Source organism: Streptomyces sp. NPDC017246 (genome assembly GCF_044331325.1).
In the GTDB taxonomy this organism is placed as follows: Bacteria; Actinomycetota; Actinomycetes; order Streptomycetales; family Streptomycetaceae; genus Streptomyces.
On sequence record NZ_JBIRMW010000032.1, the window covers coordinates 1 to 26,122 of the forward strand.

Here is a 26,122-nt window from a genome sequence, read left to right on the forward strand (position 1 = left end):
TCCATCTCGTCACCACGATGACGGAACCGCCCGGCCGCGTAGCGGACCAGACTCATGTTCATCTCGATGAGGGTGTTGCGCGCGTACTGGTACTCGCGCGTCCCCTCCTCCAGCACCGTGAGCTCCTGGAAGAAGATCCTCGACAGAGCCCGCGCGTCCTTCGGCGCTACCGCCAACGCGTCCGGGACCACCGGCAGCGTTCCCGCTCCGGCCTCGATCCCCTTGGCCGACATCATGGTGAGCGTCACGCCGTTCCCCTTTCACGTGTGTCCCGCGCCGAATATCGTGACCCCGTGCCAGCCCGCCTACCCGGAGCGCCGAGGTCCACACGGACGAGTTTTTCAGAGATCCTCCGAGAAGCGAAACCCCGGGCGCGCCCCGCCGGACGTGCGTACCGGGAGCGAGGGGCAGTCAGCAAGCCTCTCCTCAGCGCCTCTTGACGGGTGTGCTGCCGGTCCGGCGCCACGGTCTCTCGTATCTGCCGCCGCACGACCGGCATTGGACTCGGAGGAACGCGGCGGCCGCCTCCATCTGTTCGCACGGCTCGGCCGGGTACTCGGCGTTCTGGACCTTTACGACGAGCCGTGGAGTGGCACACGTACAGGAACGGTCGCCCCAGGAGCGGCCGTCCCCGGCCACAGGTGAATCGAGGAACTCGGTGCGGTAGCCGTCGACCGGGCGGTGCTTCTTCTTGATGTTCGCCGCGTTCTCGAATCGGCGCTGGTCGGCCTTGCTGGGGAAGATCAGCAGGAGTCCGGCCAGCAACAGGAACGCCTCCCCGCGCACACGCCCGGCGTCGGGGTCGTAGACGGCGGCCGGGACGCCGTGTTCGTCGACGAGGGGGACACCGCCGGCGTACCGGGGGTCACCGGTGCTGAAGCCGACGGTCGCGGTGATGCCGTGTTCGTCGGTGAGTTTGGCCAGGGCCTGGTCGACGCCTCGGCGGAAAATGCGGGCCGCCTGCCAGAGCCTGCTGGGCGGTTGGGTACGGGCGGCCAGCTCGACGACGGTGGCCTCAGTCAGGGCCTTCGCCCGAGTGACCGCGTTCCTCGCGCGGATCTCCTCGCGCCTCTTCTCCCTCTCTCGTTGCAGCGCGGCCGTACGTGCTTCGTAGGCGCGCCGTCGCCGCTGTTCCTCCTCCAGTTCCGTGGTCTCGGCCGTGATGTACTGCGGCGCCGTCCACACCGTGGCGAGTGATCGCTGCGGGTGCCACATCGGTGTGCGTGGGGCGTGGGTGACGACCCTGCGGGCGAACGTCCAGGTGAGGAAGTGCGTGAGGGAGGCCGAGACCGCGTTCCAACCGCTCCCCTCGAACTTCACCAGCCCCTCGGCGACGACAAGGTGCTGCTCGCCCTCCGGGCGATGCAGGCGGACGGAGGGTACGGTGCCGAGCCAGGGCGGGCGGGGCCGGTCGCTGAACCAGATCGAGGTGACGCCGTCGGTTCGCATCCGTTCGGTGCGGGCGGTGATGTCGGCGTCGGTGATCGGCGCGAGCTGGGCTTCGAGCGCCGTCGCCCAGGTCCCAGCGGGGTCGGTGGCCAGCACGTCCGCCCTCCAGGCGCCGTCGGGGCCGCGCGCTTCGAGCTCGGCGTGCGCGCCGGCGTCCCGTGCGGCGGTCGCCAGCTCCAGTTTCAGCAGGTGGTGGGCCACCGACTCCAGGGCGAGCGTGCAGGTGGGGGCGCGTGGGGCATGGGCGAAGAACCGTAAGCCTGTGCCGGAGGTCTTGGCATGCATCGCGTGGCCGCACTCGTCGCAGGTGAGCGGGGCGGGCGGCCGGGTCTTCCACACCGCTTCCCAACCGCGACCGCAGCCGAGGTCGGGCAGATGCGCGAACACGGTCCCCCACTCGGCGTGCACGGCCCTGAATGCCACATCGGCCCCCTGTTGCTCGGCAAGGAGACCAGTGTCGCGCGGAACACCGACATCGCATCAGGCCGAGGCGGGCTCCCACCTCCGGCACCGGCACCGGCCCGGATCGCGTCGGGCCGGGGTGGAATCCGTACTTCAATCCCTTCCCGACGCGCACCGCCCGTTGCCGCCCGGCTCAACCCGACGGCCTCGGCGCTCCCTTGCGTGACAGCTCGCCTGCCGGCCCGTCAGGGAGCGTCGGCTGTCGTGATGCGGACGCACTCCCCCACCACATCGGCGAGGTCCTGACCGGCGCGGTGAAGCCTCCGCTGAAGTTGTGCGCCACCACCATGGGCAAGGAGCCCGGCCAGGGCGAGGCGGACCGCGTCGAGGTCGCCGTCGGCGCGCAGCGCGTCCTGGATGTGTTCCAGGAGAGTACCCAGCGCCGCCTCCGCCGGTGTCTCGCGCATGGTGCGCGGGTCCAGGAGTGGCCCGGACAGTCCGGATCGGGCAGCCCGCCAGGACGCCAGTCGCAGGAGTCCCGTAGGGATCCGTGCGGCCGGCTCACCCGCCCGCCAGGCACCGGCGGCGGTCTCGACCAGCCCCCGGGCGAGGGTGGCGACGAGCACGGTGATGTCCGGCCGCAGACACACGTCTGCGACACGGATCTCGACGGTCGGATAGCTGTGGGACAGCCGGGCGTCGAAGTAGACCATGCCGGCATCACGAAGAACCCCGGTCGCCAGCATGTCCCGGACCCGGTCGTTGTAGGTGTTCGCGTCGCCGAACAGTTCGTACGGTCCGGCCGACGGCCACCGGTTCCAGACACGGCTGCGATAGCTGCTGTATCCGGTGTCCCGTCCGTTCCAGAACGGCGAGTTCCCGCTGACGGCGTTCAGGAGGTGCAGCCAGGGGCGTATGCGGTCGAGCACCCCGACACCCTCCTCGTCGGACTCCACCGAGACATGCACGTGGCAGCCACAGGTGAGTTGCTCCTGCGTGGTGAGCGCGAACTGTTCGGCCATCCACCGGTACCGGTGGCCGAGGTTCAGCGAGGGCTCCACCGGCAGCGGCGAGGTGGCCAGAGCGGCGATCCGGGCCCCGGCCCGTTCGGCGTGGCGGGCGGCCTCGGCCCGCCACCGGATGATCTCCTCGCGCAGTTCGCCCATGTCGGACACGGGCTTCGTGGCGAACTCCAGCTGCTCCTGGTGGAGCTCTTTCTCGAAGGTGTCCTGCGCCGCCGCCCCACCGTCGCGGGCCGCCACGGCGAGGACAGCGGCAGACACGGCGAGCGGCTCGCCGGTCGCGGGGCTGACGAGCAGCAGCTCCTCTTCCACTCCTACGGTGCGCATGAGGCTTCCTGTACGACGTGGGGCGCTGGTGTGGAATATGCCCCGTCCGGCGAACCTCAAGCCTCCTGAGTGGTCAAACGGCCGCTACCGCGATCTGACCCGCCCACATCACTGCGCCGTCGCCCGCTCACTCCGCGTGCCCGGGACACACACGGATGTCGTATTGCTCGGGAACATCAGCACCCGCTGCTCCGCGACGCCAGACACTGACCTCGTCCTCGCTCTCCCCGGGCAATACCAGTCCGGGCCCGGCACCTTCTCCTTCAACGTTGACGAGGTTCAGCTCTCTGTCAGGCACTCCGATACGGCATATGCCAAGGAGTACACCCTGCCCGTCCGGTGCAGCGCCCTCCCACACGGGGACGGCTGCGGCGATCCGCGTCGCAGAAGCCTCCGTAGGAATACCGACCGACGCCGTGGACTGGGGGCGCTCATCCGCTCTGGAACGGGGAGGACGGGTCGCCGGCCTTGTTCGCCAGAGCGCTATGCCCCTCTTGCCCGGATATCCTGAGAAACGTGATCGACTCAGGACGGCCGCGGATCCGCCGGCGCCACGGCCGCGGATGGCTTGTGCGGCTGTCGCCGGTCGTCCTGACCGTCGTGATCGCCAGCCTGGCTTACGCCACCCCGCCGGAAATGGCCTTCAGCCGTCTCCTCCCCGCGGCGCCGGCCCTGGCCGCGGCCATGTGGCCGGTGCTCCCCACCGTCCTGCTCGGGACGGTCTGCCTCTGCCTGATGATCGGCCTCGGCTTCGTCTTTCCCGATCTGGGAACGTGGTGGACTGCCTCCGGAATCGTCGCGGTCACCGTGGCCGCGGCGTACGGAAGCCATGTCCGGCTCCAGCGGGAGCGCACCCTCTTTCAGGTACGCCTCGTCGCCGACGCCGCCCAGCAGGTGGTGCTGAGCCCGATGCCACGCCGCGTCGGGAACATCGAGATCGAGTCGCTGTACCTCGCGGCCGCGGCGGAGGCCCGCATCGGCGGGGACTTCTACGAGGTGGTCGACACGCCGTACGGGGTCAGGCTGCTCATCGGTGACGTACGGGGCAAGGGCCTGCCGGCGGTGGGAGCGGCCGCGGCGATCGTCAATGCCTTCAGGGAGGCGGCCTACAGCGAGGCTGACCTGATCGAGGTCGCACGCAGGCTGGACGCCAGCAGCACCCGTTACAACGCCGCCTTTCCCCCCGATGGACCGATGGAGCGCTTCGCCACCGCCCTCGTCGCCGAGATCCCGCACGAGGGCAGACGTATCGACATCCTGAACTGCGGACACCCCCCGCCGTTGCTCCTGAACCGCAGGAACGTCCGCGTCCTCGAGTCCGCCAACCCCTCGCCGCTGCTCAGCCTCGCGGAGCTGATCGGCGACCACTACAACGTCGACACCTTCGACTTCGCCCCCGGCGACCTGCTGCTCCTCTATACCGACGGCATCGCCGAGGCCCGCGCCCGCGACGGCGAGTTCTTCCCGTTGACGGCGTGGATGCGTCGCCAGCCCCCGACGCCGCCCCGCAAGCTGCTCAGCGCTCTTCACCGCGACCTCCTCCGCTACAGCAGAGGACGCCTCGACGACGACATCGCCGCCCTCGCCGTACGCCTGCGTGAGCACTGAGCCCTGGGCACGGGCCACAGGGCACAGGGCACGGGGCACGGGGCACGGGGCACCGATCGAGACGGGTCGCCTTTCGATCCTGCCCCCGTCCCTACGGCGCGCGCCCGCCACGTGCACACCAGACCGGCGGCCGAAATCCAGGGAACGGCCACCTCCTCCCGGTGAAGTGGTGTAGCTAGAAGGAACGCGCTCGACGCGGGCACCGTACGGGACAGGGGGCAGTGAAATGACCGTCGGACCACCTCGCCCAGCGCCTCCGAGTGAGGCCTTCCTGATGTCTCGCGCCCTCCTCCGCGACGAGCGGCTCACCTCGGAGGAGCGAGCCGCCCGTGACAGCGCAAGGCCTCAGCGGACACCGCCCAGCGAGCAGATTCTCGCGTTTGATCCCTTGTTGCGGGCGGCCGGCTGGGAAGTGGAGGTCAGCACCCACCCGCTACGCACGCGGCTGGACGCCTTCCACTCGTCGGGAGCGGCCGTCATGATCACGGCGGACCTCCGGAGACGGAGCAACCGCGGCTCGGCGAGCGTCTACATCCTCCACGCGCCCGGTTCCGGCTCGTGGCGACGACTCCGGTCCGTCCACCTGGCCCACTTCGCCACGCACCTCCACCTCCCACCCGACGTGCGCGACCACGTCGTCCGTGCCAGCAAGTGCCATTGCGGCAAGGTGCAACACCCGACGGCCGCCCGTGCCGCCTCCGCTCTCGCACAGGTGGCGGCGAAGCGGGTGGCCGAGGGTGCTCCCCGGCCACCCGAGCGCCGGTACTACCGCTGCGAGGCGGACGACCGGGTCTGGCATCTCACCAGCGCGGTCGGCGGCTACACCCACCCGGTCCCGCTGGCGGACGCGTTCCGCGACCAGCGGCGGCCTCCCACCAGGGCCTCTTCGCCTCCGTCGTCTGCGCACCTCAATCTGAAGCCAACAGTGAGGGCGACCGGGTTGCGGCCGAGTCACTGAAGGACCATTGGCTGCCTCTCACGAAGGGCAGCAGACGGTCGGCTTCCTGTTCCAAAGCCACTTGTTCGGCTGGAAGGAGCGGCCGGAAGGGAGTGAGCCGTAGCGTCCCGGCCCGGAGGGACCAAGTGCCGTGGACCCGGCCGTCCACCAGGAAGGTGGGCCGTACTTGTGCCTGCCCGGGCATCACTCGTTTGCGGTCCTCGTCGCTGATGACTCGGGTCCGGTCGGCGTGGCCGAGCAGGGCGTTGTCGAAGGCGGGCAGCAGCCGCACGGGGGGCGGGGCTCTCGGGATCGGGGAGCTCCGCGTCGGCGAGGTCGAACAGTTCTCTGCCCTCCGGGCCGGAGTAACGACGGAGTTCGGCGCGCATCTCCGCGACGACCTCGCCCAGGCGGGTCAGCCCGCACCAGGCCTGGACGTCCATGACCCCGGCCGGGCCGAAGGCGGCCAGATAGCGGCGCACCAGCTCCTTGGCCGACGCCTTGGCTGAGGCAGAGGTAGAGGCAGAGGTGACAGCGGCGGCGGCCGTCTCCATCGGCTGCCCCAGCCACGCCTCCGCGGGCGTGACGGAGACCGCCGAACGGTTGCCCCAGGCGCCCCGGGCGCCGGTGGCCACGCCGTGGACAAGGGGGGTGCGCAGTTCGATCTCTCCGGCCAGGACGCGACCGTCGCGTCCGGGGTGGTGCTCCGCCAGCCGCTGGGCCAGTTCCTTGCGCGGGAGTGTCCCGCGCGCGAGCAGATCAAGCCCCTCGGCCACCAAGGAGGCCGTGTCCAGGCCGCTGCTGTTGCGGGTGAAGTGGGGCGAGCCTGCGGTGCGGTCGAGTACGGGTTGCAGCAGTGGCCGCAGTCGGCGGTAGTCGTCGGCATCGGCGAGGTGCTGGGTGCTGCGGAGCAGGCCGGAGCGGACCACCTTCCGTTCCTCCAGCAGAGCCGTGAGGTCGGACTGGGTGAAGCCCTGGATCCTGCTCCACAGGCCGATGTAGGCCCAGTTGGGCTCCTCTGCCTGTACGGCGACCAGTCGCCCGATCACCTCCAGCGGGGTGCGATCGGTGCGCGCCAGCAGGAACTGTCGGTCCATCAGTGCCCGGTTCAGGGCCCGGAGGGTGAGTGTGGTCACGACAGCCGCACCGAGACATTGCCCTGGTAGGAACCCTGGAGCAGCGAGAGGAACGCTCGCGGTACATCCTCGATACCGCCCTCGACGACCGTCTGCGGGTAGACGAAGCGGCCCTCGTCGAGCCACGTGCTGAAGTGGTTCCGCCAGGCCGCGATGTGATCGGGTGGGTGGTAGCAGGAGAACGGCAACAGGTCGATGCCCTTGGCCTCGGCCGCTGCACGGTCGGGCTCGGGGAAGCGCTGCGCCGCGTCGCCGAGCTGGCTGGACAGCGAGCCGCACAGGGCGAAGCGCGCACCAGGCCTGGCCGCCTGCAGCGCGGCCTCGTACTGCTCGCCGCCCACGTTGTCGAAGAACACCGAGATGCCTTCGGGCGCGAGCTCCCTCAGCCGGTCGGCGGCGGAGCCGTCGTGGTAGTCGAAAGCGGCGTCGTAGCCGAGTTCGTTCACGAGGTAGTCGACCTTCGCCGGACTTCCCGCACTGCCGATCAGCCGCGCCGCCCCGAGGCACCTGGCGATCTGACCGGCCAGCGATCCGACCCCGCCCGCAGCGCCGGAGACGAAGACCACGTCGCCCTCGCCGACGGCCGCCACGTCGGACATTCCGTAGTAGGCGGTCGGGCCCTGGCCGAGATGGTAGCCGGGGTCGGCGAAGAGCCCGCGGTCGAGCTTGAGGTAACCGGCGGCCGGTCCGGCCGAGTACTCGCTCCAGCCGGTCATCGAGTAGACCAGGTCGCCGACGGCGAGCTCGGGGCTGTCGGACCGGACGACGGTCCCGACGACGGCCACACCGACCCGTTCGCCCGGCTGCCGGGCCGGCACCGGAATGGTGCAGTCGGCCCGCATCAACTCCAGGTACGTCGCGGCGAGCCCGATCTGATCGGTGCGCACGAGGACCTCGCCTTCCACCTCGGTCTTGGCGACGGTGAAGTGGTCGAGCGTCGGGACGGCGGTGATCTGCGCGGCCAGCTGGATCTCACGAGTGATCATTCTTTGCTCCTCACATCGGTACGGCCTTCGAGATCGACCCTAGGGAGGCTTCCGGTCACTTTCTGACCGGAAGCCGGCATCGCGACGGCCGTGGGGTTCCTGGCCGCGGCATTGACGGGCCTTGACCCACGGCCGCGCGGTTTCTCAGGCACGCACTCCCTGGCCGCTGCTACCGGCCTCCGCCGGGGCGAGCTGGGTCTCGCACTTCGTCACCATCAACGCCGTCGCCACCGTACGGATTCGTTGACGGCTCGCCACTCCCCCGGTTTCCCTTCACCGCGAGGTGCCCGCCAGCCCGGCTGAACATGGTGGGCGAGCCCAGCGTGGTCCGCCTTCGTCGCGGCGCGGCCCCTGGATCACCGCCGCGCCGCCGTACGTCCTACGCCGTACTCCGCCGGACCGTTACAGCCCCGCCGCCAGCCGGTCCGCCAGGACGCGGGTGAAGCGGGCCGGGTCGGGGAGTTCGCCGCCCTCGGCCAGCAGGGCCATGCCGTAGAGGAGTTCCGCCGTCTCGGGCAGGGCCGGGTCGGCGCTGTCCTTGCCGTGGGCCTCGCGGAGTGCCGTGACCAGTGCGTGCGTGGGGTTGAGTTCCAGGATGCGCTTGATGCGCGGGACTTCCTGGCCCATCGCCCGGTACATCTTCTCCAGCGTCGGCGTCACGTCGTTCGTGTCGCCGACGATGCAGGCCGGCGAGGTCGTCAGACGCGTGGACATACGCACCTCCTTGACCTCGTCCGACAGGGTGGCGGTGAGCCAGCCGAGGAGGTCGGCGTACTCCTTCTCGCGGCGGTCGCGGTCCTCGTCGCCGGACTCGTCGTCCGGCTTCGCGTCCAGGTCGACCTGGCCCTTGGCGATGGACTGGAGCGTGGTGCCCTCGAACTCACCGACGGACTCCACCCACACCTCGTCGACCGGGTCGGTGAGCAGCAGCACTTCGAGGCCCTTCGCGCTGAACGCCTCCATGTGCGGGGAGTTCTCCAGGCGGGCCCGGGACTCGCCGGTCAGGTAGTAGATGTGCTTCTGGCCCTCCTTCATCCGGGAGACGTAGCCGGCCAGATCGGTCTGCCGCTCCGGGTCGTGCGTCGAGTCGAAGGAGCAGATGTCGAGGAGGGTGCGCCGGTTCTCGGCGTCGCTGATCAGGCCCTCCTTGATGACGCGGCCGAACTCCTGCCACATGGTGCGGTAGCGCTCGGCGTCCTTGGTCCGCATCGCCTTGAGGCTGGAGAGGACCTTCTTGACGAGCCGGCGGTGCATCAGCTGGATCTGGCGGTCCTGCTGGAGCGTCTCACGCGCGACGTTGAGGGACAGGTCCTGCGCGTCGACCACACCCTTGACGAACCGGAGGTAGTCCGGGAGCAGCGACTCGCAGTCGTCCATGATGAAGACGCGCTTGACGTAGAGGCTGAGGCCGTGGCGCGCGCCCTGCCGGAACAGGTCGAAGGGGGCGTGGGAGGGTACGAAGAGCAGTGCCTGGTACTCGAAGGTGCCTTCCGCCCTGGTGTGGAGCGTCTCCAGCGGGTCGCTCCAGTCGTGGCTGATGTGCTTGTAGAACTCGTGGTACTCGTCCTCGGTGATCTCCTGAGGCGAGCGTGCCCACAGTGCCTTCATGGAGTTGAGGGTCTCGGCGGCGGCCGGCTCCGCCTCTTCCATACCCTCCGTCTCCCCCGCAGCCTGTGTGTTCTCCGGCTGCTCCGTCGTCCCCGTCGTCCCCTTCTTCTCGGTGCGCTCCGGCGTCAGACGGACGGGCCACGGGATGAAGTCGGAGTGATGCCGGACGATCTCGCGGATCCGGTGCTCCTGTGTGTAGTCCCAGAGCTGGTCCTCGGTGTCCTCGGCCTTGAGGTGGAGGGTCACGGAGGTGCCCTGCGGCACGTCGGCGAGCGCTTCGAGGGTGTACGTGCCCTCGCCGTCGGACTCCCAGCGCGTGCCCGCCTCCTCCCCCGCCCTGCGGGTCACCAGGGTCACCTTGTCCGCGACCATGAAGCTGGAGTAGAAGCCGACGCCGAAGTTGCCGATCAGGGCGGCGGAAGCGCCGTTGCCGTCCTTGGACTCCTGCGCTTCCTTGGCTTCCTTGAGTTTGCGTACGAACTCGGCGGTGCCGGATTTGGCGATGGTTCCGATCAGTCCCACGACCTCGTCGCGGGACATACCGATGCCGTTGTCGCGCACGGTGAGGGTACGACGGTCCCGGTCGGGCTCCAAGGCGATGTGGAGATCCGAGATGTCCGCCACCAAGTCGCTGTCACGCAGGGACTCCAGACGGAGTTTGTCCAAGGCGTCGGAGGCGTTGGAGATCAGCTCCCGCAGGAAGATGTCTTTGTTCGAATAGATCGAGTGCACCACCAGCTGAAGCAACTGGCGGGACTCCGCCTGGAATTCGTACGTCTCGACCTGGCTCGTCACGGTGATACTCCCGGGGAGAGATTCCAGCACCGCGCGCCCACCACGCCGGGTCCCCGACCGGCGCCTGCCGGCCGACGAGCGGCCCGGGGCGCGTGGGCAGTGCACGGTCTGCCTGCAGCATCGATCTTGCCGTGCGCAGACCCGCGATCGCCAATCGGACCGCCCATGAACCACTCCTGTGGCTCGTTTACGCCCTCACAGCGTCACCGCCACCACAGCCCGCGCCGAACTCACCGCCACCGCAGCCGTCACCACTACGAGTCGGAAACACGAACGGGCAGCCCCGATGTTCCGAGGGAATACCGGGGCCGAGGCCGGGCCGGTCGTACTGCCCCAGAACGCGTTGGGCACCGGCCCTCGCTCACACACCCATGTCGACGCGGGCTGCCCACCACCGTAGTCCCGCTCCGCGATCTCCGGTGCCACCCGAGCCGATTGCGCCACCTCACCCACGTTGTATGAGTACCATCCCCGACAACAACACCCAAGAAAGACAAGGAGCATGAATCCACATGGCTCATGAGCCCGACACCATCCAGAGTGTCTACGCGCAGCGGATCGCCGCCGATCTCGAAAACAACCGAGGCACACAGGACGAGATCAACCAGCAGATCACCGAACTCCAGACCCGGTTGCGGCAGCTCCGGGAGGACGAGAAGTGGCTCTCCGGCATCCAGGGTTCCGTTCCCCCGTCCGCGGACACGCCCACCGCCGCGCTCCCGGCCGCGCCCACCACCGCGCCTGATGCACCGGAAACGCCCCAGGCGGCCGAAGCGGCCGTCCCTCAGCCCCGGCACGACGACGCCCTCAAGCCGGCCCGCGCCAGGAAGTCCCCCGCCAAGAAGGCCGCGGCGACGAAGGCCACGACGCAGATCGCGAAGGCCGCACCGGCCAAGCCGGCGGCGAAGAAGGCGGCGGCCACCAAGGCGGCACCGGCGAAGAAGAGCGTGCCCCAGCAGGCTGAACCCGCGACGAAGACCGCCGAGGCCGCCGCGGCCGAGGCCCCCGCCAAGAAGACCGCGCAGCCCCCGCTGCGCGAACTCGTCGAGGCGATCCTCGCCCGTCACGCCGGCGAGCCCCGCATGGTCAACGAGATCCGCAGCGAACTCGACGCCACTCACCCCGAGCGCTCGACGTCCACTCAGGTCGTACGCAACGCGCTGGAGTCCCTCACGAAGAAGGGCCTCGTCAACAAGGGAACCCAGCAGGGCTCCGTCATGTACACCAAGCCCACGCCCTCCGCGGCGGATGCCGACCTCGCCACGGCCGCAGACTCGGCCACCTCACCCGCCGAAGACAACACCAAGGTCCCGGCAGGCGCCTGAAGTCGGAGGGCGCGGGCGGCACCGGCGACCTCAGCCGCGTTCTCCGCGCCCTCCGGGCCGCCGCTGTCCCTCCATCCCCCTTGCCCTACACCCAAGGGCCGCCAGACCCGACCTGCCCCCACCCACGCCCCACCGTGCTTCCTTCCTCACTCACTCACTGACTCACTGTTCCTCCGTACGAGGGAACTCGAGCGCCACCCTCAGCTCGCTCGTCCGTACCGCAAGCCGCTCCCGTACCCCCGCTGCTTCCTCGGCCGACAGCAGATGCCCGTGATCAGTGATCGACGCACGCAGCTGAGCCACGAACATGTCGAGATCGCCCCCTGCGGCCATCCGCTCGGCGATGACCTGCACCTGGGCGACGAAGCCGGCCACCACCAGGTCGCGCCGACCGACGGGAAGCCATCTCACCGGATGCGCTGACGTCTCCGTCTCGCTGAGGACCAGGCCGTCGCTCACCCCGTTCCGGGGCGACGTCGCCGTGACGGCCCTGCCGTCCGCCCGGCGCGCGACGCCGTAGTCGATCAGGTCGGCCATCGCCTCGCGGTCCCCCAGATCTGCGGCCACCTTGATCAGTCGTATGGGCTCGGACGGCTCGCCCCTCGCACCCCCGGCGCTCTCAGCACCCCCAGCACCCCCGGTGTCCATGGCGCGCGCCGCACCGATCGCCCTCCGCAGCGCCTCCCGCGCGCGCTCCGGGGCACGTGCCGCCCACGCTCGGATCCACTCTCCGGACGCGAAGGATTCCCCAGATCCCGCGGGCGGCCGCATCTCCCCTACGGCACGCTGCTCCAGCTCGACGAGTGCATCGGCCGAGCCTTGGTCGGCCAGGCGTGTGAGCGCCTTCCGCAGGTCCGTGTCCGCGCGGGTCCGGCCGTGCCCCGGCTCTCCGTCACAGCGACGTCGCAGCTCGTCCAGAGCCCGGGACTCACCCCGAGCGGCAGGCAGTCCGTACTCCCGAGTGTGCTCGTGCCACGCCTGCCTCAGGTCGGCCGGGATCCTGTGTACGGCGAGCTCGACCACCGCCGCGAACCAACCCTTCGCACAAGGAATGGAGGCTTCGTTCGCGCAGGTCTCCAGATGCCGACGGGTGAGACCGCTGACGATCTCCGGCACGGCCGCATCGTCGCCGAGCTTCTTCAGTGCCTCCGTCCTGATCTGCCACTCCCAGGGGCCCTCGTCCCGGGCGAATCCGCGGAGAAGGTCGGCGTCCAGGACGCCGTCGAGACTGCGCACCGCGGCCAGACGCAGCCCACGCCCCGACACCGCGACACGGCGCAGGTCCTCCCGGCCCACGCCCGTGAGCACGCGCTCCACGAAGTTCCTCGGCTGCGTCCCGTCGGGGCAGTTGAACCACGTCAGGACTGCCTCGAGCCACAGTTCCCGGTCCACGTCCTTCAGATCGAGGCAGACGCGCGCCAGCACCTCGTGGGCGCAGCCGTCCTCCGCGCTCTGGTGCCGGGTGGTGGCGTCCATGAGGGCGCGGTAGGCGCGCAGCGCGGCGGGCCGGTCGACGGCCAGCAGTTGCTTGGCCGCTCCCGTATGCCTCGGCGCCCGCTCGGCGAGGATCTTCCGGACCTCTTTCCCGTGGTCGCCGGCGGCGGCCAGTGCCACGGCCAGAGGCAGGGGGTCCTCGACGGCCCGGAGGAGGGCGGGTACCCGGCGGCGTGCGGTGAGCGGCGCGCGTTTCGCCAGTTCGATGCCCGCCAGTTCCCGCAGCAACCGGGGCGCGCCCGGGTCGGAGGCGATCTCCGCGAGGACGTCCACGGGGATCGCCGCATGGTCGATGGCCTTGGTCACGAGGTACTCGCGGCTGTCGAACCGGGGGTGGGGCGGGGGTGGCTGCCCGGCGATCTCGTACAGGACGGCCACGGCCGCGCTGACCATGCCGCGGCCCAGCAGGGTCGACATCGAGGGCGGCAGGGAGTCCGGCAGTGGTACGAGGTTCCTCAGCCACACCTCGGTCGCGGCCTGGTAGTGGAGTTGGTTCGGGCCGGTTCCGCGGACGAGCACGCTGTGGGGAGGCGCGACGGCAAGGCGCAGGACAAGGTCGTCGGGTACATCCGACAGGGGGTGTTCGTCCCAGCCGACGATGTCGTCATACGCCCGGTTCGGCATCGCGCGGGAACTGAACGCGGTCTCGCCGTCGGCCATGCGCTCCAGCACTTCGAGCGCGGCCGGGGCCCCCGCGCGCAGGGCACCGGCGAACGTCACGTCCGGTTCGTGCCCCTCCCTCCGGCGCCTCGGGGACTGGGTGAACCAGGGGGCGAGTGTCTCCCAGGCCACCTCGCCGAAGCCGCCGGCGCCCAGGAGCTCAAGGTCCCGGGCACATTGCGGCAGCCCCGGCAGCACGGCCTGCACCCGTCCAGGCGCCCCCAGCCTCGGCCGCCGGCTCTCCGGAACCTCGGCCAGGGCCCGTACGGCCAGAGCGTCCACGATGCCGAGCGGATCCGTCCGCCCGTCGGCGTCCAGAGCGTTCAGCAGCGGCACCGGGTCGGGAAGGACGCCCGCCATCAGCACCGTCACGTCACGCCACCGTCCGACGTGCCACCAGCGCTCACGCAGGAACGCCACCGCGTCGCCGACCTCCTGTCGCGCCAGCCGCCTCGCCACGAGGAACTCCTGGAGCTGGGCGTGCGCGAACGAGACGTCCCCCTCCGGCCCGTCGGCGAGGCCGGGGAGCAGTACGGTCAGCGCCGTGGCCTCCGCGTCGGCGGCCTCGTACTCTCCGCGCCGGAGCCAGGGCGCGTCGTCGGCGTCCTCCCGTACACCGCACAGCTCCAGGATCAGCGCCCGCACCCGCTCGGCCGGCCAGTGCACGGACCAACCGGCCGCGTCGGTCGCCATCCGCCAGGCGATCTCCTCGGCCATCCGTACGCGCACGCCGACCGGCGCGCCCGCGGGCGCGTCGTTCCAGTCCGCCGTCACCAGCCGGGGAAGGGCATCGCGCAGGAGTGAGGAGCGGGTGACCGAGGCGGCCGTCGACCCGACGGCCAGGGCGGCGAGGAACGGACTGCCCACCAGGCGTCTGACGACCGGGTCTCGTCGCGACCGCCGCACCAGCTCCTCGGCCGCCGCGCCCTTCCATCGACGCCAGTACTCCTCGCGTTGCGCTTGCCTCACCGGCCTCAGACGCGAGGGGCCCACCCCAGAGGGAAGCAGGTGTACGGGGGCCTGCGCTGCGTCTCGTGCGACCACGACGACACGCGTGCCCTGACGTGCATGCCAGGTCGCCAGAGGGCCGCCCTGACCGGTGAACGCACGGCGGTCACGGTCCGGCAGTTCGTCGAGGGCGTCGACGAGGACGGTGAGGGGGACGGGAACGGAGCGGCCGGAGTGCACGCGCTGGACCAGGGTCGCCCGTAGGCGCTCCAGGTCGGCGGGCGCGAGTCGGCCCACCGCGGGGCGGGTGGCCACCTGCACCAGGGCCAGCCAGGCGTCGGGGTCTTCGCCCCTGGCCTCCATGCGCCGCAGCTGGGCGAAGACGGCGCTGGCCGCGGCAGGCAGCGGGAGAGGAGCGGTGTCCGGCGTGTGCTCGTGCCAGGTCTGCGTGGCGCGCGCCTCCTGGGCCAGCTCCGCCGCCAGGGTCGCCAGCCACCGGCTCTTGCCCTCGCCGGAAGGACCCAGCACGACGGCGAAGGGGGTCGCCAACGCGCCGTCGAGTGCGCGGGGGTAGTCGACCGGCGCGTCCGGGCTCCACGGCGGAGGTGTGTGAGCGACCTCGACGACAGCACGCAGCCAGGCGTGCATCGCCCTGTCGGTCCCACCGTCGGGCGCCGGGCGGTGCCTGTCGGCCACCGCGACTCCGGACATGCCCCCAGGGGCCGGTTCGAGGGCGCCGACCGGCTCGCGCGCACCGACGTCCTCCCCCTGCGAGGCCGCGTCGCGCCGTGCGAGCAGGAGGCGGCGTACCGTGCGCGTCACCCTGTCGGGGTCCAGCTCCCCCGGCCGGTGGTAGGCCGCTCTCACCGGGCCCATGACGTCCGCGTCGAGGCCCACGGCGTCGGCCAGCGCGTCCAGCCACACGAGCTTGAAGGCGCGTACGTCGCCACCCATCGACTTGTTGACGAGGACGCGCACCGAGTCGCGCCGCGCTTTCACCGCCGGATCGCCCAGCAGGCCGGGCAGCTCGGTGACGGGGACACGGTGAACGCCGGCGATGATCAACGCGGCGACGGTCCCGCCGGTCGGTACGGCCAGCCCTTCCACCACGTGCGGCGGCTGACCGTACGACCGGGGCCGCCCCAGTCCCGAGGCCAGGACCTGGGCTATCTGGGGCTGGGCATGAACCGTCAGCGCCGCGAGCAGTTCGTCCGCGAACGACGTGACCACCAGGGGTTCTTGGGGCGCGTGCACACCCACCACCCTGTCACGGCCGGAATCGCCCGGGAGGCGAAATCCCCGCGCGGACGACGTGGTTTCGCCCGGTTCCGCACGCGGAGGGGTGCGTTCTGGAGCCGCCCTGTTGTCTGTGCGTGACGCGTCCTCCAGCACCGCCTCGGCGCCGGGGCGGCTGGGCCCGGACAGACACCACGCAGAGAGAAGGGCAAGACGTGAGCGTTTCCAAGGAGATCGGCCGCACCGTCCGTACCGCCATCGAGCGGAAGCACCGGACCGGCCGGCTCATCGCCATCCTGGTCGTCACCGGCGTCATCGTGATGTTCCTCCTGCACGGACACATCACCGTCAGCGTCAACTGACCGGCCGAGCGTAACGGGTGGACTACGGCAGCGGGACGTGCAGTGGATGGTCCTCGCCGATCCCGAGGGCCACGCATTCGCGTTGTCCTGCAGGACAAGGGCAATGACAAGGTCCCACGCGAAAGGAGACTGGTGATGCCACCGCAAGGGAGATCATGAGCCCTGACCCGACGTACGTGAAGGCCACCAACCCCGTCCTGGACGCGGCAGGGAAGATGGCCGAGCTCGGCGTGGGGGGACTGCCGATCTGCGGCACCGACGAGAAGCTCAAGGGCATGCTGACCGACCGAGACATCGTCGTGATGGTGCTGGGACAGGGAGAGGACCCGGCAACCTGCCAGGCCGGTGAGCTCGCCCAGGGCGACGTCGTCACATCGGCGCGGACGACGAAGCGGACGAGATCCCGCGCATCATGAGGGGGTACGAGGTGCGGCGCCTGCCGGTGATCGACGAGCCCGTCCTCGTAGGCGTCGTCGCCCAGGCCGATGCGGTACCCGCTCTACCCGACCCTCAGGTCGGTGACCTTGTGGAGGCTCTCTCCGCCGCGTAGGCGGGGAGGGATCTTCAGTGAGCTTCTCCGAGTTGGCCACCGATCGGGTGATGGGCCGTGAAGCGCAACGAACGAGGTTCCCGAGCTGTTGATCGAGATGCCTGACGTCTCAGTCACGTTGCTCAGGGGCCTCGTTGGTCGTCCACCCTGCCGGCACGAGCGCCCGTTGACGGCGGTGTCGCGATCCTGAAGTCCTGGCGGATCTTCCGCAGGTCCCGGTGCAGCCCCAATCGCATGACGTCAATCGTCAAGGCCATCCTCACGCTGGAGCGGCAGCGCTGAAGATGCCCAGTGAGCGCTTCGTCTGGCGATGACCGCCGCATGAAGGGCTCACGCGGAACCGAAACCCCTGGGGTCAGTCCTGATCTTGGGTGTACTGAGCCGCGTACCAACTGGAGTCGATGGCGGGGTTGCGCAGCGCCCCCCAAAATCGGTCGTCAGGTATCGGTGGCAGTGGCGGATTACCCAAGTCCGCATGCAGATCCGCACGCCAGTCGAGAGTGAAGTGGCTCCGGGTCTCCGCACTCTCGCACACGGATCTGTAGGGGGATCCCCAGAGCCCGAGGGCTATCTTCTCCGCGGCCCACCTGCGAGTGACATCTCGGCCGGTGTCGGCCTGTGCGAGCACCGCGCGGAGTCGCAAGGCGAGCGGGCCGGTTCGGTCCGGCCGCGGTAGGGCCACACCACGCTCCCACGCGTCCAGGGCTGCCTTGACCTCCGGATAGTTGTTCAGCCCCGTTTCGACCGCCAGTCTGCGCAGCTGCTTCCGCGCTGCCTCAACCACCTGCTCATACGGCAGGACTGCGATCAGTGCACCGAGTTCCTCGTGTCCGTCCAGGTGGCTCACGTGGAGGAGGTCGGTGGGACTGTGGGACAGGTCCAGCTCTGGCAGCTGCTCATCCGGTGCGGGAAGGGGCTCGTCGGCACTGCACTCCGGCCTGGCAGGCAGAGGCGCCTCCCAGAACAGCCGGCCGTTGAAGGTGACGACACCAGCCTCCTGGCCGCGCTCAAGCGTGCCGGCCAGTTCGGCCAGATACCCACCCAGCGAGTCGGCCTGCCCGAATCTGGTGCCGGTCTCGTCGAAGAACCGTCCGATCGCACCGAAGGAGTCCCGCTCAGTACGGCAATCCATCAGAAGGCCGTCCGATGTCACGTCGTAGGAACCGAACTTCACGTAGTCGTGAAGCCAGTAGCCCTCGGTCTCCCCGTCGAGGCCCTGGTCGATGCCGCGCATGAACCCGGTGTCCCCGAGGATTCCGCTCACTCCGAGCAGCCGGTCGCCCGTACTGAACCGGAAAGCCTCAGGTCCTTCCAGCGCCCCGTTGTGCCGTTGCAGTGAAGAGACCAGGTCCGGAGGAAAGGTGACCCCCAGTTCCTGTTGCGCTGCTGCGATCTCCTCGTCTCCTGCGGGCGACCGAAGCGTGGCAAAAGTGCGGGGCGCGTGCTCGCGCAGCCACGCGTCGATGCGAGTCCATGAGTCCTGGACCAGGTCTGATGTCATAAGGCCGACCTTAGAGCCAGCGGCTGACAACAGCTTGATCGTCGCTCACCGGCCTTGCCGCCGGGTTGGCGTTCAGGCCGACACTGAAGCGCTCAGTCGCATTCACCCGATCGGTGGCCAACTCGAAGAACCTCAATCGTTCAACGGGGCGGGCGTTCTGCTGAAGCCCGCCCTGCCAGTGGCGCCTCACGCGGGTACTCACGGCAGCGGGTGTCAGCGTCCGTACGGATCCGATGCCACCGCGCACGCACCCACTCCGTGTCGTTGGTCGCGTCCAGGGCCGGACGGGCGAAGTCGATCAAGGCATCCACCAAGGTCATCGAGGGCCGTTCCCGGCCGTCGACCGGATCCAGACCAAGCCCTCCGAGGCCCTGGGCCGCGCGAGCCGGTGGGCCTGCAACAGGTCCGGGCAGGGCATCCTCGGCGCGGGTACACGGGCGGCGGCGCGGGGCAACAAGGTGCCGGCGAGCCCGCGGATCAGGACCGCAGGAGCACCACCGTGTCGAGGTCCGCGTTGGCGTCGGCGACCCGGACCTCCAGGGTCGGCACGTGCTCCGAAGGCCGTGCGTGCCAATACACCATGCGGTTGTCGAGGAGCGTCCCGTCCCCGACGAGCCGTGCGACATGGGCGAGGTACTGGGGTTCGTCGAGAACGGGGGTGGGGCCGACGGTCGGCCAGCGCGCGTGTTCGACGGCGCGCCAGCTCGCGTAGCCCGTGTCACGGCGCTGCGCGAAGGGGGAGTTCCCCGCCAAGGCTTGGAGGACCGGCAGCCACGGTCTCATCTGCTGCGCGAGGGCGAGGGCCAGGTCACGGTCGAGTGTCCCGATGTGGACGTGACATGCGCAGACGAGCCCGTCGTCGCGCGCGGTTCCGTCGTCACGCGTGATCAGCGGCGCGTAGCGCCGGGCCATCAGCCGCCGCCTCCTGTCGGCCGACGGGAGCCCCCATCGCTTCCTCAGGTGAGGCCGACCCGCACCAATGCCGCCGCGAACCGCGGCAAGTCCTCGGCAGGGACGAGGCGGGCGAGGCCCGCAGGCGTCTTGGGGAGCCCGAGCCGGGCGGCGGTCTCGCGGGCACGGCTGTCGAAGGCGGGGCGCAGTTCGGGCCACACGCCCTGGGCCTCGCGGCAGAAGATGTCCGCTCCGACCGGGCCGATCCGCGGAACCTCCTGAAGGAGCTCGCGGATCCGGCCCGGGTCCCCGTCGGCGGCGTCGCGCAGCCGGCGCAGGTCTCCTCGGTAGCAGTCCAGGATCAGTTCCGCACCGTCCCCCAGGGCTGTGGCCGTACCTTCGTCGTAGCGTCGGTAGTGGGCTCGGCCGAGGGCGTCCACCCTGTCCTGCCAGGACGCGGCGGCCATCGCCCGGGGCGTGCCCATACCGGCCGCGTGGAGTTCGCGGGAGGCTGTCACCGCGATGCCGGCCTTGATGCGCACCGAGAAGAGCACGCACAGGGTCAGGAGTCGGTACAGAGGGGCGGGGGTGTCCCTCAGCCTGATGCCCGCCTCCTCGGCGTGGGTGCGGCCGTGCTCGTGCAGCAGGTCCCGGACCGCGGTGCGCTGTGTCATGACGGGCCTTCCTCAGTCCGGCCCCCTCAGACCACTCAGGGTCCCACACGATCACGGTGCCGTTTTCGCCGTTCCCGATGACATAGGGTGCGGCCCTACGCTCTCGGCTTCGACACCGGACGAGCCGTGCCACCCGTCTCACCGCTCGCCGCCGTTCGGCTTTCGCCAATCCCGACGGAGCGTGCCGTCACCCGGCCGCCTCTGCGCAGGCGGTCGACGCCGGGGATCGGAACGGACAGCGGTTGCCCGGTCGAGTCGGGGACCGCTGTTTACCCCCGGCGCGCAGCCCCTGACCCGCGTGTCCACCGGTGGGTGGAAGCCTCCACCGCGGGGAAGGGCGATCCGCTCGGCCTTTTCCGCGTACACGATCAGCATCCTCCGTTCTGGCCCCTGTCCGTGCAGCGACGCCGCCGCGAGCCGCCCTTCCCGGCCGGTGACCGACCCGCGTGCGGGCGGGAGGCCGGCCTCCGCTCTGGACGCGTGAGGTCGGCCTCGGCTCGTGCGGGCGTGGGATCAGGGTCCGCTCGTGTCATGCGTGCGGACCCACAGGGGCAGGGCGAACCAGCAGAGCAGGTACCAGACGAGGACGCCGGAGACCAGCCAGGGCACGTACGGGTCGTGCGTGGCCACCCTCAGGATGAGGAACAGCGCGGCCGTCAGCGTCGCGAGGAGGAGCAGGATGCCGGTGAAGGTGAGCCGGGAGGCCCAGACGACGGTCTCGGGCTTGACCCGACGTCCGGACACGATCCGGTGGAAGGAGACAGGACCGATCAGTGCACCCGTCGCCAGCGAGCCCAGCACAACGGTGACGAGGTAGATCATCTTGTCGGTCTGCTCCAGATCGTGGAAGAGCGGAGTGAACACCACCGTCAGCAGGAAGCCGAGAAGGATCTGGACACCGGTCTGGGCGACTCGTATCTCCTGGAGGAGTTCCTGCCAGTGTCGGTCCGCACGCTCTTCCTCGGTCTCACCCCGCCCGTCCGCACCGGTGCTCGGCTCTCCCGCGTTCCCTCCGCGCCGCACCTCTCCCTGCCCGCCGCGTTCGTCCTGCTCGCCCTTCGGCGTGACACCGTCGTCTCGTTCGTCCACGAAGATCCTCCTCAGGAGTGTGGCAGGGGCCGGCCCGAGCTTCCTGGCACCGCCTCACAGGGGCACGAGCGCCCGGCGCGGAGAGCGGTCTCTCGCGCCGGGCGGCGCGAGGCGCCCCGGGGTGTGTCAAGTCATCCCGCCCCCAGAGCCGACTCGGGGTGGCTGGTTGGCCCGCTCCGCCGTCGAGGGGCGGCGTGCCTGCGGCACGCACACGGGTGCCGACGACCCTCGGCGAGGCCGAACCGTGGATCGCACAGCGTGAACATGTCCAATCGCTCGGCATCCGTGTGCCCCGGCGACAGGAACCCATGCCCGCTCGGTAGCCGCAGAGGCCCTCATTGCGGGGGTTGTCCGTCCCCCGGACGACGCGGGGGCCGGCCGCCCACGAACAGCCGGAGTCAGGCGACCGCCCTTGTGGTCCACGCCGTACGGGCAGCTCGCGAGCGCCGCGATCCCGTGGCCCCACCGGTGCCGGTTCGCGATCAAGAGGACACGGCCCGGGAGCGTGCAGCCGACCCGGCAGACGACGATCTGGCCCGCAGGCCGCTCGTCAAGCTCATCGCCCAGTGGCTGGAAGCAGCCTGGTCTGTGGTGGATCCCCTGGACGTACGGTGGATCTTCTCACCCACGACGACCGTGATCACGCGGGCAATCTCCTGGCGGTCCTCACGGAATGCCCGAATGCGACCCTGCTGACGACGTGCTACTCCACCGGCCGCATGGCCGAGGAGTGGGAGACTCCCCGCGCTCAACGCAGGTCGCGTCGACGCAGGCCAGCTGCGGCGGACGCCGACCGTTGGCCGACACGGGTCCTGGCGGTGGACGCGAGCAACTGGCTGCGGCCCCAAGTCTGTTTCACCCCCGTGGTCAGATCGCAGTGGGGTGTAGGGCGCTGCCGCAACCTGGGCCATCGTCCGAAGTCTCGTGAAGTAGGAGGCGCAGTACTCCTCGTTCATCAGAGGAACGATCTTGTCGAGGTCGGCGATGCGGGCCCAGAGACAGGCGATGCCGCCGTCGTCCAGTCCGCCCTTCAGCTCTCGCCGCACAAGGCCGGCGACGTCAGCGTCCAGGAGGAAAAGGTCCACGCCGTCGAGGTCCACGCCACGGAAGCTGTCGGGGAACAACGCGCGCAGGTGGTCCTCCCACAGCCGGGCGAGTCCGCTTTCGGGCTGTGCTCCACCCGCTTCGGCGGCTGTCGCCTCTCCCGTAGACGGTGGGCCAAGGAGCAGGAGGATGGCATCGAAGACGGCACCCACCATTGCGACGGCCCGGATCGGATCGGGCCGGGGGCGGCACTTGACTCGGCGCCCGCCCTGCGTGAGCTTGTCGCGCAGCAGCCGACTGCTGCGCGTTCGGTGGCGCCCTGCGTCGGTGGCGGCTGCCGCATGTCGCCAGTGGCCGGACCTTGAAGAACAAGCTGACCTCCTGCCCTCAGCGCTGGGGAAGAAGCCGGGGAGACCGCCTCCCAGCCCTGTTCCGGGGTGCGCCGACGACCGCTCACGGGGCCTCGACGCGGCGGGGGCCAGCCGGCGGCCGACGAGAGGCCCTACCCGTACCCCTGGGGGAGGGAAGTCACAGCCGCAGCGCGCTTGGCCCGGTCGATCCGGGACAGACGGCCCCACATGCTGACGCGCCTTCTCTTGGTCTTCCCAGCCGTCGCCGCCGTCGCCACCGGCCTCCTGGCCGTCCTGATGTCCCCCTGGTGGTGGTGCGCGGCCGCCCCCGCACTCCTGCTCGCCGCGGTCGCGTCGTACGACGCCGTCCAGCGACGCCACTCGATCCTGCGCAACTACCCGCTCCTGGGGCATCTGCGGTTCGCGATGGAGAGCATCCGCCCCGAGGTGCAGCAGTACTTCGTCGAGCGGAACGTCGACGGCGCGCCCTTCGACCGGGACACGCGTTCCATCGTCTACGAACGGGCCAAGGGAACCGATGCCGAGGACCCCTTCGGGACGGAACTGGAGCTGTACCGGCCGGGCACCGACTACCTCGTCCCCTCCATGGCTCCGCGCCCGGTTCGCAAAGAACCGCCCCGGGTCCGGATCGGCGGCCCCGACTGCACCAGGCCCTACGACATGGCCCTGCTCAATGTGTCCGCGATGAGCTTCGGCTCCCTGTCCGACCGTGCGGTCCGTGCCCTGAACGAGGGCGCGCGACGCGGTGGCTTTGCCCACGACACCGGCGAGGGCGGGATATCGCAGCACCATCTGGCCCCCGGTGGGGACCTCGTCTGGGAGATCGGCACGGGGTACTTCGGCTGCCGCACGGAGGACGGCGACTTCGACCCAAGGAGGTTCGCCGAGAAGGCCGCCTTCGACCAGTTCGCCTGTGTCCTGCTGAAGATCAGCCAGGGCGCCAAGCCCGGCATCGGGGGCGTGTTGCCCGGCTCCAAGGTCAGCCGGGAGATCGCCACGGCCCGCGGCGTCCCCGAGGGCCGCACCGTGATCTCCCCGCCGTACCACCGCGTCTACCGGACCCCGAGGGAGCTCGTGCGCTTCGTGAGCCGGATGCGGGAGCTCGCCGGCGGCAAACCGGTCGGGTTCAAGCTGTGCGTCGGATCGCGCCGCGAGTTCCTCGCCGTCTGCAAGGCGATGCTGGAGGAGGACGTCACGCCCGACTTCATCGTCGTCGACGGGGCCGAGGGCGGCACCGGGGCCGCCCCGCTGGAGTTCGCGGACACCGTCGGGCTCCCCCTCACCGAGGGCCTGACGACGGTCCATCGGTCCCTCGTCGGCGTGGGACTGCGCGACCGGATCCGGATCGGCGCCTCCGGCAAGGTCGCCACCGGCGGCGACATCGTCAAACGGCTGATCCAGGGTGCCGACTACACCAACTCCGCCAGGGCCATGATGTTCGCCCTCGGATGCGTCCAGGCCCAGCGCTGCCACACCAACACCTGCCCCGTCGGAGTCGCCACCCAGGACCGCCGGCGTGTCCGGGCCCTCGACGTCGAGGACAAGGCCCGCCGCGTCCAGCGCTTCCAGGAGGCGACGGTCGGGAGCGCCCTGCAGATCATGGCCGCCATGGGCCTCGACGAGCCGAGCGCCCTGTCGCCCGGGATGCTGCTGCGCCGGGTCGGACCGAACACCGTCCGCTCCCATGCCGAGCTGTACCCGCCGCTCGAAGCCGGGCAGCTCCTCTCGGCCGCATCGGTCCCGCCTTCGTGGGCAGGCGACTGGAACGCGGCTCACCCTGACCGGTTCACCCTCCGGTGACCCGGTCGTCGTCCTTCGTGAAAGGAGAACCCATGACTCGTACCGTTGCCCAAGTGATCGTCGACGGTCTCACGGACCTCGCCGTCGGCCGTGTCTTCGGCGTGGTCGGTGATGCGCTCAATCCCCTCACCGACGCCATCCGGGTCACAGACGGAATCGAGTGGACCGGCTTCCGGCACGAGGAGGCCGCGGCCTTCGCCGCCGGCGCGCACGCCCAGCTGTCGGGCGGGCTCGGGGTCTGCATGGGCACCGTGGGGCCCGGCTCGGTCCACCTTCTGAACGGCTTGTACGACGCTGCCAAGAGCGGCGCCCCGGTCCTGGCGATCTGCGGCCAGGTGCCGTTGTCGGAAATGGCCGGCGACTACTTCCAGGAGGTGGACAACGACCTTCTGTTCCGGGACGTGGCCGTGTACCGGGCCACGGTGACCTCCCCCACCCAGATGCCGCGGCTGCTGGAATCCGCCGTGCGAGCGGCCGTGACCCGCCGGGGTGTGGCGGTTCTGACCGTTCCCGGGGACCTCGGCGACCAGAAGGTCGGGGACGACCGGCCGCCGCGGTTCGCGCTGCCGCGCCAGGCCGTGACCCGTCCCGACGACCCGGCGCTGGCAGAGGCGGCGGAGGCGATCGCCGCCGGCTCCCGGGTCACCCTCCTCGTGGGGTGCGGCGCCCGGGACTCCCGCGACGAGGTGCTGCGCACCGCCGAGCTCCTCTCGGCACCCATGGTGCTCACCCTCAAGGCCAAGGAGGGTTTCGAGGAGGACAACCGGTACGAGGTCGGCCAGACCGGCCTGATCGGCAACCCGGCCGCCTCCTACGCCTTGGACACCTGCGACACCCTGATCCTGCTGGGCACCGATTTTCCCTACCGCGACTGGTACCCGGCGGACTGCCGGGTCGTTCAGATCGACGTGCGGGAGGACCATCTGGGCCGACGCGTCCCCGTGGACGTGGGGCTGGCCGGGGACGTCGGTGCGACGCTGCGGGCTCTGCTGCCGCTGCTCGCCCCGATCGACTCCCGGTCCCACCTCGACGAGGCCCGCGAGCGCTTCCTGCGGTGGCAGGAGGGCCAGGCGGACCTGGCCCACCCCGCCCATGACAAGCGCCTCCTCGGGCGGGTGCGAGCGATGTTCGACAACCGGGACGAGGAGATCCGCCCGGAGGCACTGGCTGCCGCGGTGGACCGTCACGCTGCCGACGACGCGATCTTCACCTCCGACACCGGCATGGCCACGGTCTGGCTGTCGCGTTTCGTCAGGATGCACGGCAGCCGCCGACTGATCGGCTCGTACAACCTCGGCTCCATGGCCAATGCCATGCCCCAGGCCATCGGCGCCCAACTGTGGGCACCGGACCGCCAAGTCGTGGCCTTCTGCGGCGACGGCGGTCTGAGCATGCTGTTGGGGGACCTCATGACCATCCGGTCCGAGCGGCTTCCCGTCAAGCTCGTGGTCTTCGACAACCGCCGGCTCGGCATGGTCAAGCTCGAACAGGAGCAGGCCGGGCTTCCCGAGTTCGGCACGGTTCTCGACAACCCCGACTTCGCCGCGGTGGGGGAAGCCCTCGGACTGACCGGCATCCGTGTCACCGAGCCCGGAGACCTGGACGAGGCCGTACGCCGGGCTCTCGCCGTTCCCGGCCCGGTGCTCCTTGATGTGCTGACGAACCCCGCCGAAGTGGCCGTGCCCGGCAAGCCGACGATGTCCCAGGGCTGGGGCTTCGCCATCGCCAAAATCAAGGAGAACCTCCCGTCGGGCAGCAGCTGAGCTCCGCCGTAGCCGCCCGCGGCCCGGCCCGGATCGCCCACCGGCGGGGGGTGGGCCGGGTCAGCCGGTTGCGAGCAGGCCTTGGCGCAGGCTCTTGATGGTGCGCGAGAGCAGGCGGGAGACGTGCATCTGGGAGCAGCCCAG

General features: G+C 70.3%; 17 protein-coding genes and 3 pseudogenes. 8 read left to right on the forward strand and 12 right to left on the reverse strand.

Features of this window, described 5'->3' with window-relative positions; genetic code table 11:
• From ACH4MY_RS37695 to ACH4MY_RS37705, 3 genes and pseudogenes are all read right to left on the reverse strand, one after another.
• Positions 1-233, reverse strand: a pseudogene (locus ACH4MY_RS37695) (RNA polymerase sigma factor SigF); the annotation flags it as partial.
• A gap of 193 nt (positions 234-426) precedes the next feature.
• Positions 427-1,872 (reverse strand): competence protein CoiA, encoded by a 1,446-nt coding sequence (locus tag ACH4MY_RS37700; protein ID WP_398009307.1) that lies wholly within the window; start codon positions 1,870-1,872, stop codon positions 427-429.
• Positions 1,873-2,096: 224 nt separating this feature from the next.
• On the reverse strand, positions 2,097-3,200 hold the full coding sequence (locus ACH4MY_RS37705; protein ID WP_398009309.1) for a glutamate--cysteine ligase: 1,104 nt from the start codon (positions 3,198-3,200) through the stop codon (positions 2,097-2,099).
• 516 nt (positions 3,201-3,716) lie between these two features.
• On the opposite strand from ACH4MY_RS37705, the gene ACH4MY_RS37710 reads away from it, so the two are divergent.
• Positions 3,717-4,808, forward strand: a complete 1,092-nt coding sequence (locus ACH4MY_RS37710; RefSeq protein ID WP_398009310.1) for a PP2C family protein-serine/threonine phosphatase — start codon at positions 3,717-3,719, stop codon at positions 4,806-4,808.
• A gap of 274 nt (positions 4,809-5,082) precedes the next feature.
• Positions 5,083-5,766 (forward strand): hypothetical protein, encoded by a 684-nt coding sequence (locus ACH4MY_RS37715; RefSeq protein ID WP_398009311.1) that lies wholly within the window; start codon positions 5,083-5,085, stop codon positions 5,764-5,766.
• Here ACH4MY_RS37715 and ACH4MY_RS37720 read toward each other — a convergent pair.
• The 4 genes and pseudogenes from ACH4MY_RS37720 to htpG all read right to left on the reverse strand — a co-directional run bounded on the left by ACH4MY_RS37720 (position 5,717) and on the right by htpG (position 10,270).
• Positions 5,717-6,037 carry a DNA glycosylase AlkZ-like family protein gene (locus ACH4MY_RS37720; protein ID WP_398009332.1) on the reverse strand — a complete coding sequence of 107 codons (321 nt, stop codon included), beginning with the start codon at positions 6,035-6,037 and terminating at the stop codon, positions 5,717-5,719. The two genes, ACH4MY_RS37715 and ACH4MY_RS37720, sit on opposite strands and share 50 nt — an antisense overlap.
• 64 nt (positions 6,038-6,101) lie before the next feature.
• A pseudogene (locus ACH4MY_RS37725) lies at positions 6,102-6,842 on the reverse strand (winged helix DNA-binding domain-containing protein); the annotation flags it as partial.
• A 35-nt stretch (positions 6,843-6,877) separates the two neighbouring features.
• Positions 6,878-7,867, reverse strand: coding sequence for a zinc-binding dehydrogenase (locus tag ACH4MY_RS37730; protein WP_398009313.1), 990 nt, complete (start codon positions 7,865-7,867; stop codon positions 6,878-6,880).
• Between the two features lie 402 nt (positions 7,868-8,269).
• Positions 8,270-10,270, reverse strand: coding sequence for a molecular chaperone HtpG (gene htpG, locus ACH4MY_RS37735; RefSeq protein ID WP_398009314.1), 2,001 nt, complete (start codon positions 10,268-10,270; stop codon positions 8,270-8,272).
• Positions 10,271-10,782: 512 nt separating this feature from the next.
• On the opposite strand from htpG, the gene ACH4MY_RS37740 reads away from it, so the two are divergent.
• Positions 10,783-11,595 carry a hypothetical protein gene (locus ACH4MY_RS37740; RefSeq protein WP_398009316.1) on the forward strand — a complete coding sequence of 271 codons (813 nt, stop codon included), beginning with the start codon at positions 10,783-10,785 and terminating at the stop codon, positions 11,593-11,595.
• A 162-nt stretch (positions 11,596-11,757) separates the two neighbouring features.
• Here the strand turns inward: ACH4MY_RS37740 and ACH4MY_RS37745 are convergent, their stop codons facing one another.
• A complete protein-coding gene (locus tag ACH4MY_RS37745; RefSeq protein WP_398009318.1) occupies positions 11,758-15,951 on the reverse strand; it encodes an NACHT domain-containing protein in 4,194 nt (1,397 codons plus the stop codon).
• A gap of 197 nt (positions 15,952-16,148) precedes the next feature.
• Here ACH4MY_RS37745 and ACH4MY_RS37750 point away from each other — a divergent pair, with 197 nt between their 5' ends.
• The 3 genes and pseudogenes from ACH4MY_RS37750 to ACH4MY_RS37760 form a co-directional block, all read left to right on the forward strand.
• The gene (locus ACH4MY_RS37750; RefSeq protein ID WP_398009320.1) at positions 16,149-16,295 is read left to right on the forward strand and encodes a hypothetical protein; all 147 of its coding nucleotides are present in this window, start codon (positions 16,149-16,151) and stop codon (positions 16,293-16,295) included.
• Positions 16,296-16,450: 155 nt separating this feature from the next.
• A complete protein-coding gene (locus tag ACH4MY_RS37755) occupies positions 16,451-16,711 on the forward strand; it encodes a CBS domain-containing protein (RefSeq protein WP_398009322.1) in 261 nt (86 codons plus the stop codon).
• Positions 16,712-16,998: 287 nt separating this feature from the next.
• A pseudogene (locus ACH4MY_RS37760) lies at positions 16,999-17,127 on the forward strand (IS5/IS1182 family transposase); the annotation flags it as partial.
• Positions 17,128-17,200: 73 nt separating this feature from the next.
• Here ACH4MY_RS37760 and ACH4MY_RS37765 read toward each other — a convergent pair.
• The 4 genes from ACH4MY_RS37765 to ACH4MY_RS37780 all read right to left on the reverse strand — a co-directional run bounded on the left by ACH4MY_RS37765 (position 17,201) and on the right by ACH4MY_RS37780 (position 20,934).
• Positions 17,201-18,346 (reverse strand): SMI1/KNR4 family protein, encoded by a 1,146-nt coding sequence (locus ACH4MY_RS37765; protein WP_398009324.1) that lies wholly within the window; start codon positions 18,344-18,346, stop codon positions 17,201-17,203.
• A gap of 477 nt (positions 18,347-18,823) precedes the next feature.
• Complete coding sequence (locus tag ACH4MY_RS37770; protein ID WP_398009325.1) at positions 18,824-19,258, reverse strand: glutamate-cysteine ligase family protein; 435 nt, start codon at positions 19,256-19,258, stop codon at positions 18,824-18,826.
• Positions 19,259-19,302: 44 nt separating this feature from the next.
• Positions 19,303-19,911, reverse strand: a complete 609-nt coding sequence (locus tag ACH4MY_RS37775) for an endonuclease (protein WP_398009327.1) — start codon at positions 19,909-19,911, stop codon at positions 19,303-19,305.
• A gap of 513 nt (positions 19,912-20,424) precedes the next feature.
• On the reverse strand, positions 20,425-20,934 hold the full coding sequence (locus ACH4MY_RS37780; RefSeq protein WP_398009333.1) for a DUF6328 family protein: 510 nt from the start codon (positions 20,932-20,934) through the stop codon (positions 20,425-20,427).
• A 1,688-nt stretch (positions 20,935-22,622) separates the two neighbouring features.
• On the opposite strand from ACH4MY_RS37780, the gene ACH4MY_RS37785 reads away from it, so the two are divergent.
• Both ACH4MY_RS37785 and ACH4MY_RS37790 read left to right on the forward strand, forming a co-directional pair.
• Entirely contained in the window at positions 22,623-24,215 is a 1,593-nt protein-coding gene (locus ACH4MY_RS37785) for an FMN-binding glutamate synthase family protein (protein ID WP_398009329.1), read from the forward strand.
• A gap of 32 nt (positions 24,216-24,247) precedes the next feature.
• Positions 24,248-25,978, forward strand: a complete 1,731-nt coding sequence (locus ACH4MY_RS37790) for a thiamine pyrophosphate-dependent enzyme (protein WP_398009331.1) — start codon at positions 24,248-24,250, stop codon at positions 25,976-25,978.
• Positions 25,979-26,122 lie beyond the last annotated feature (144 nt).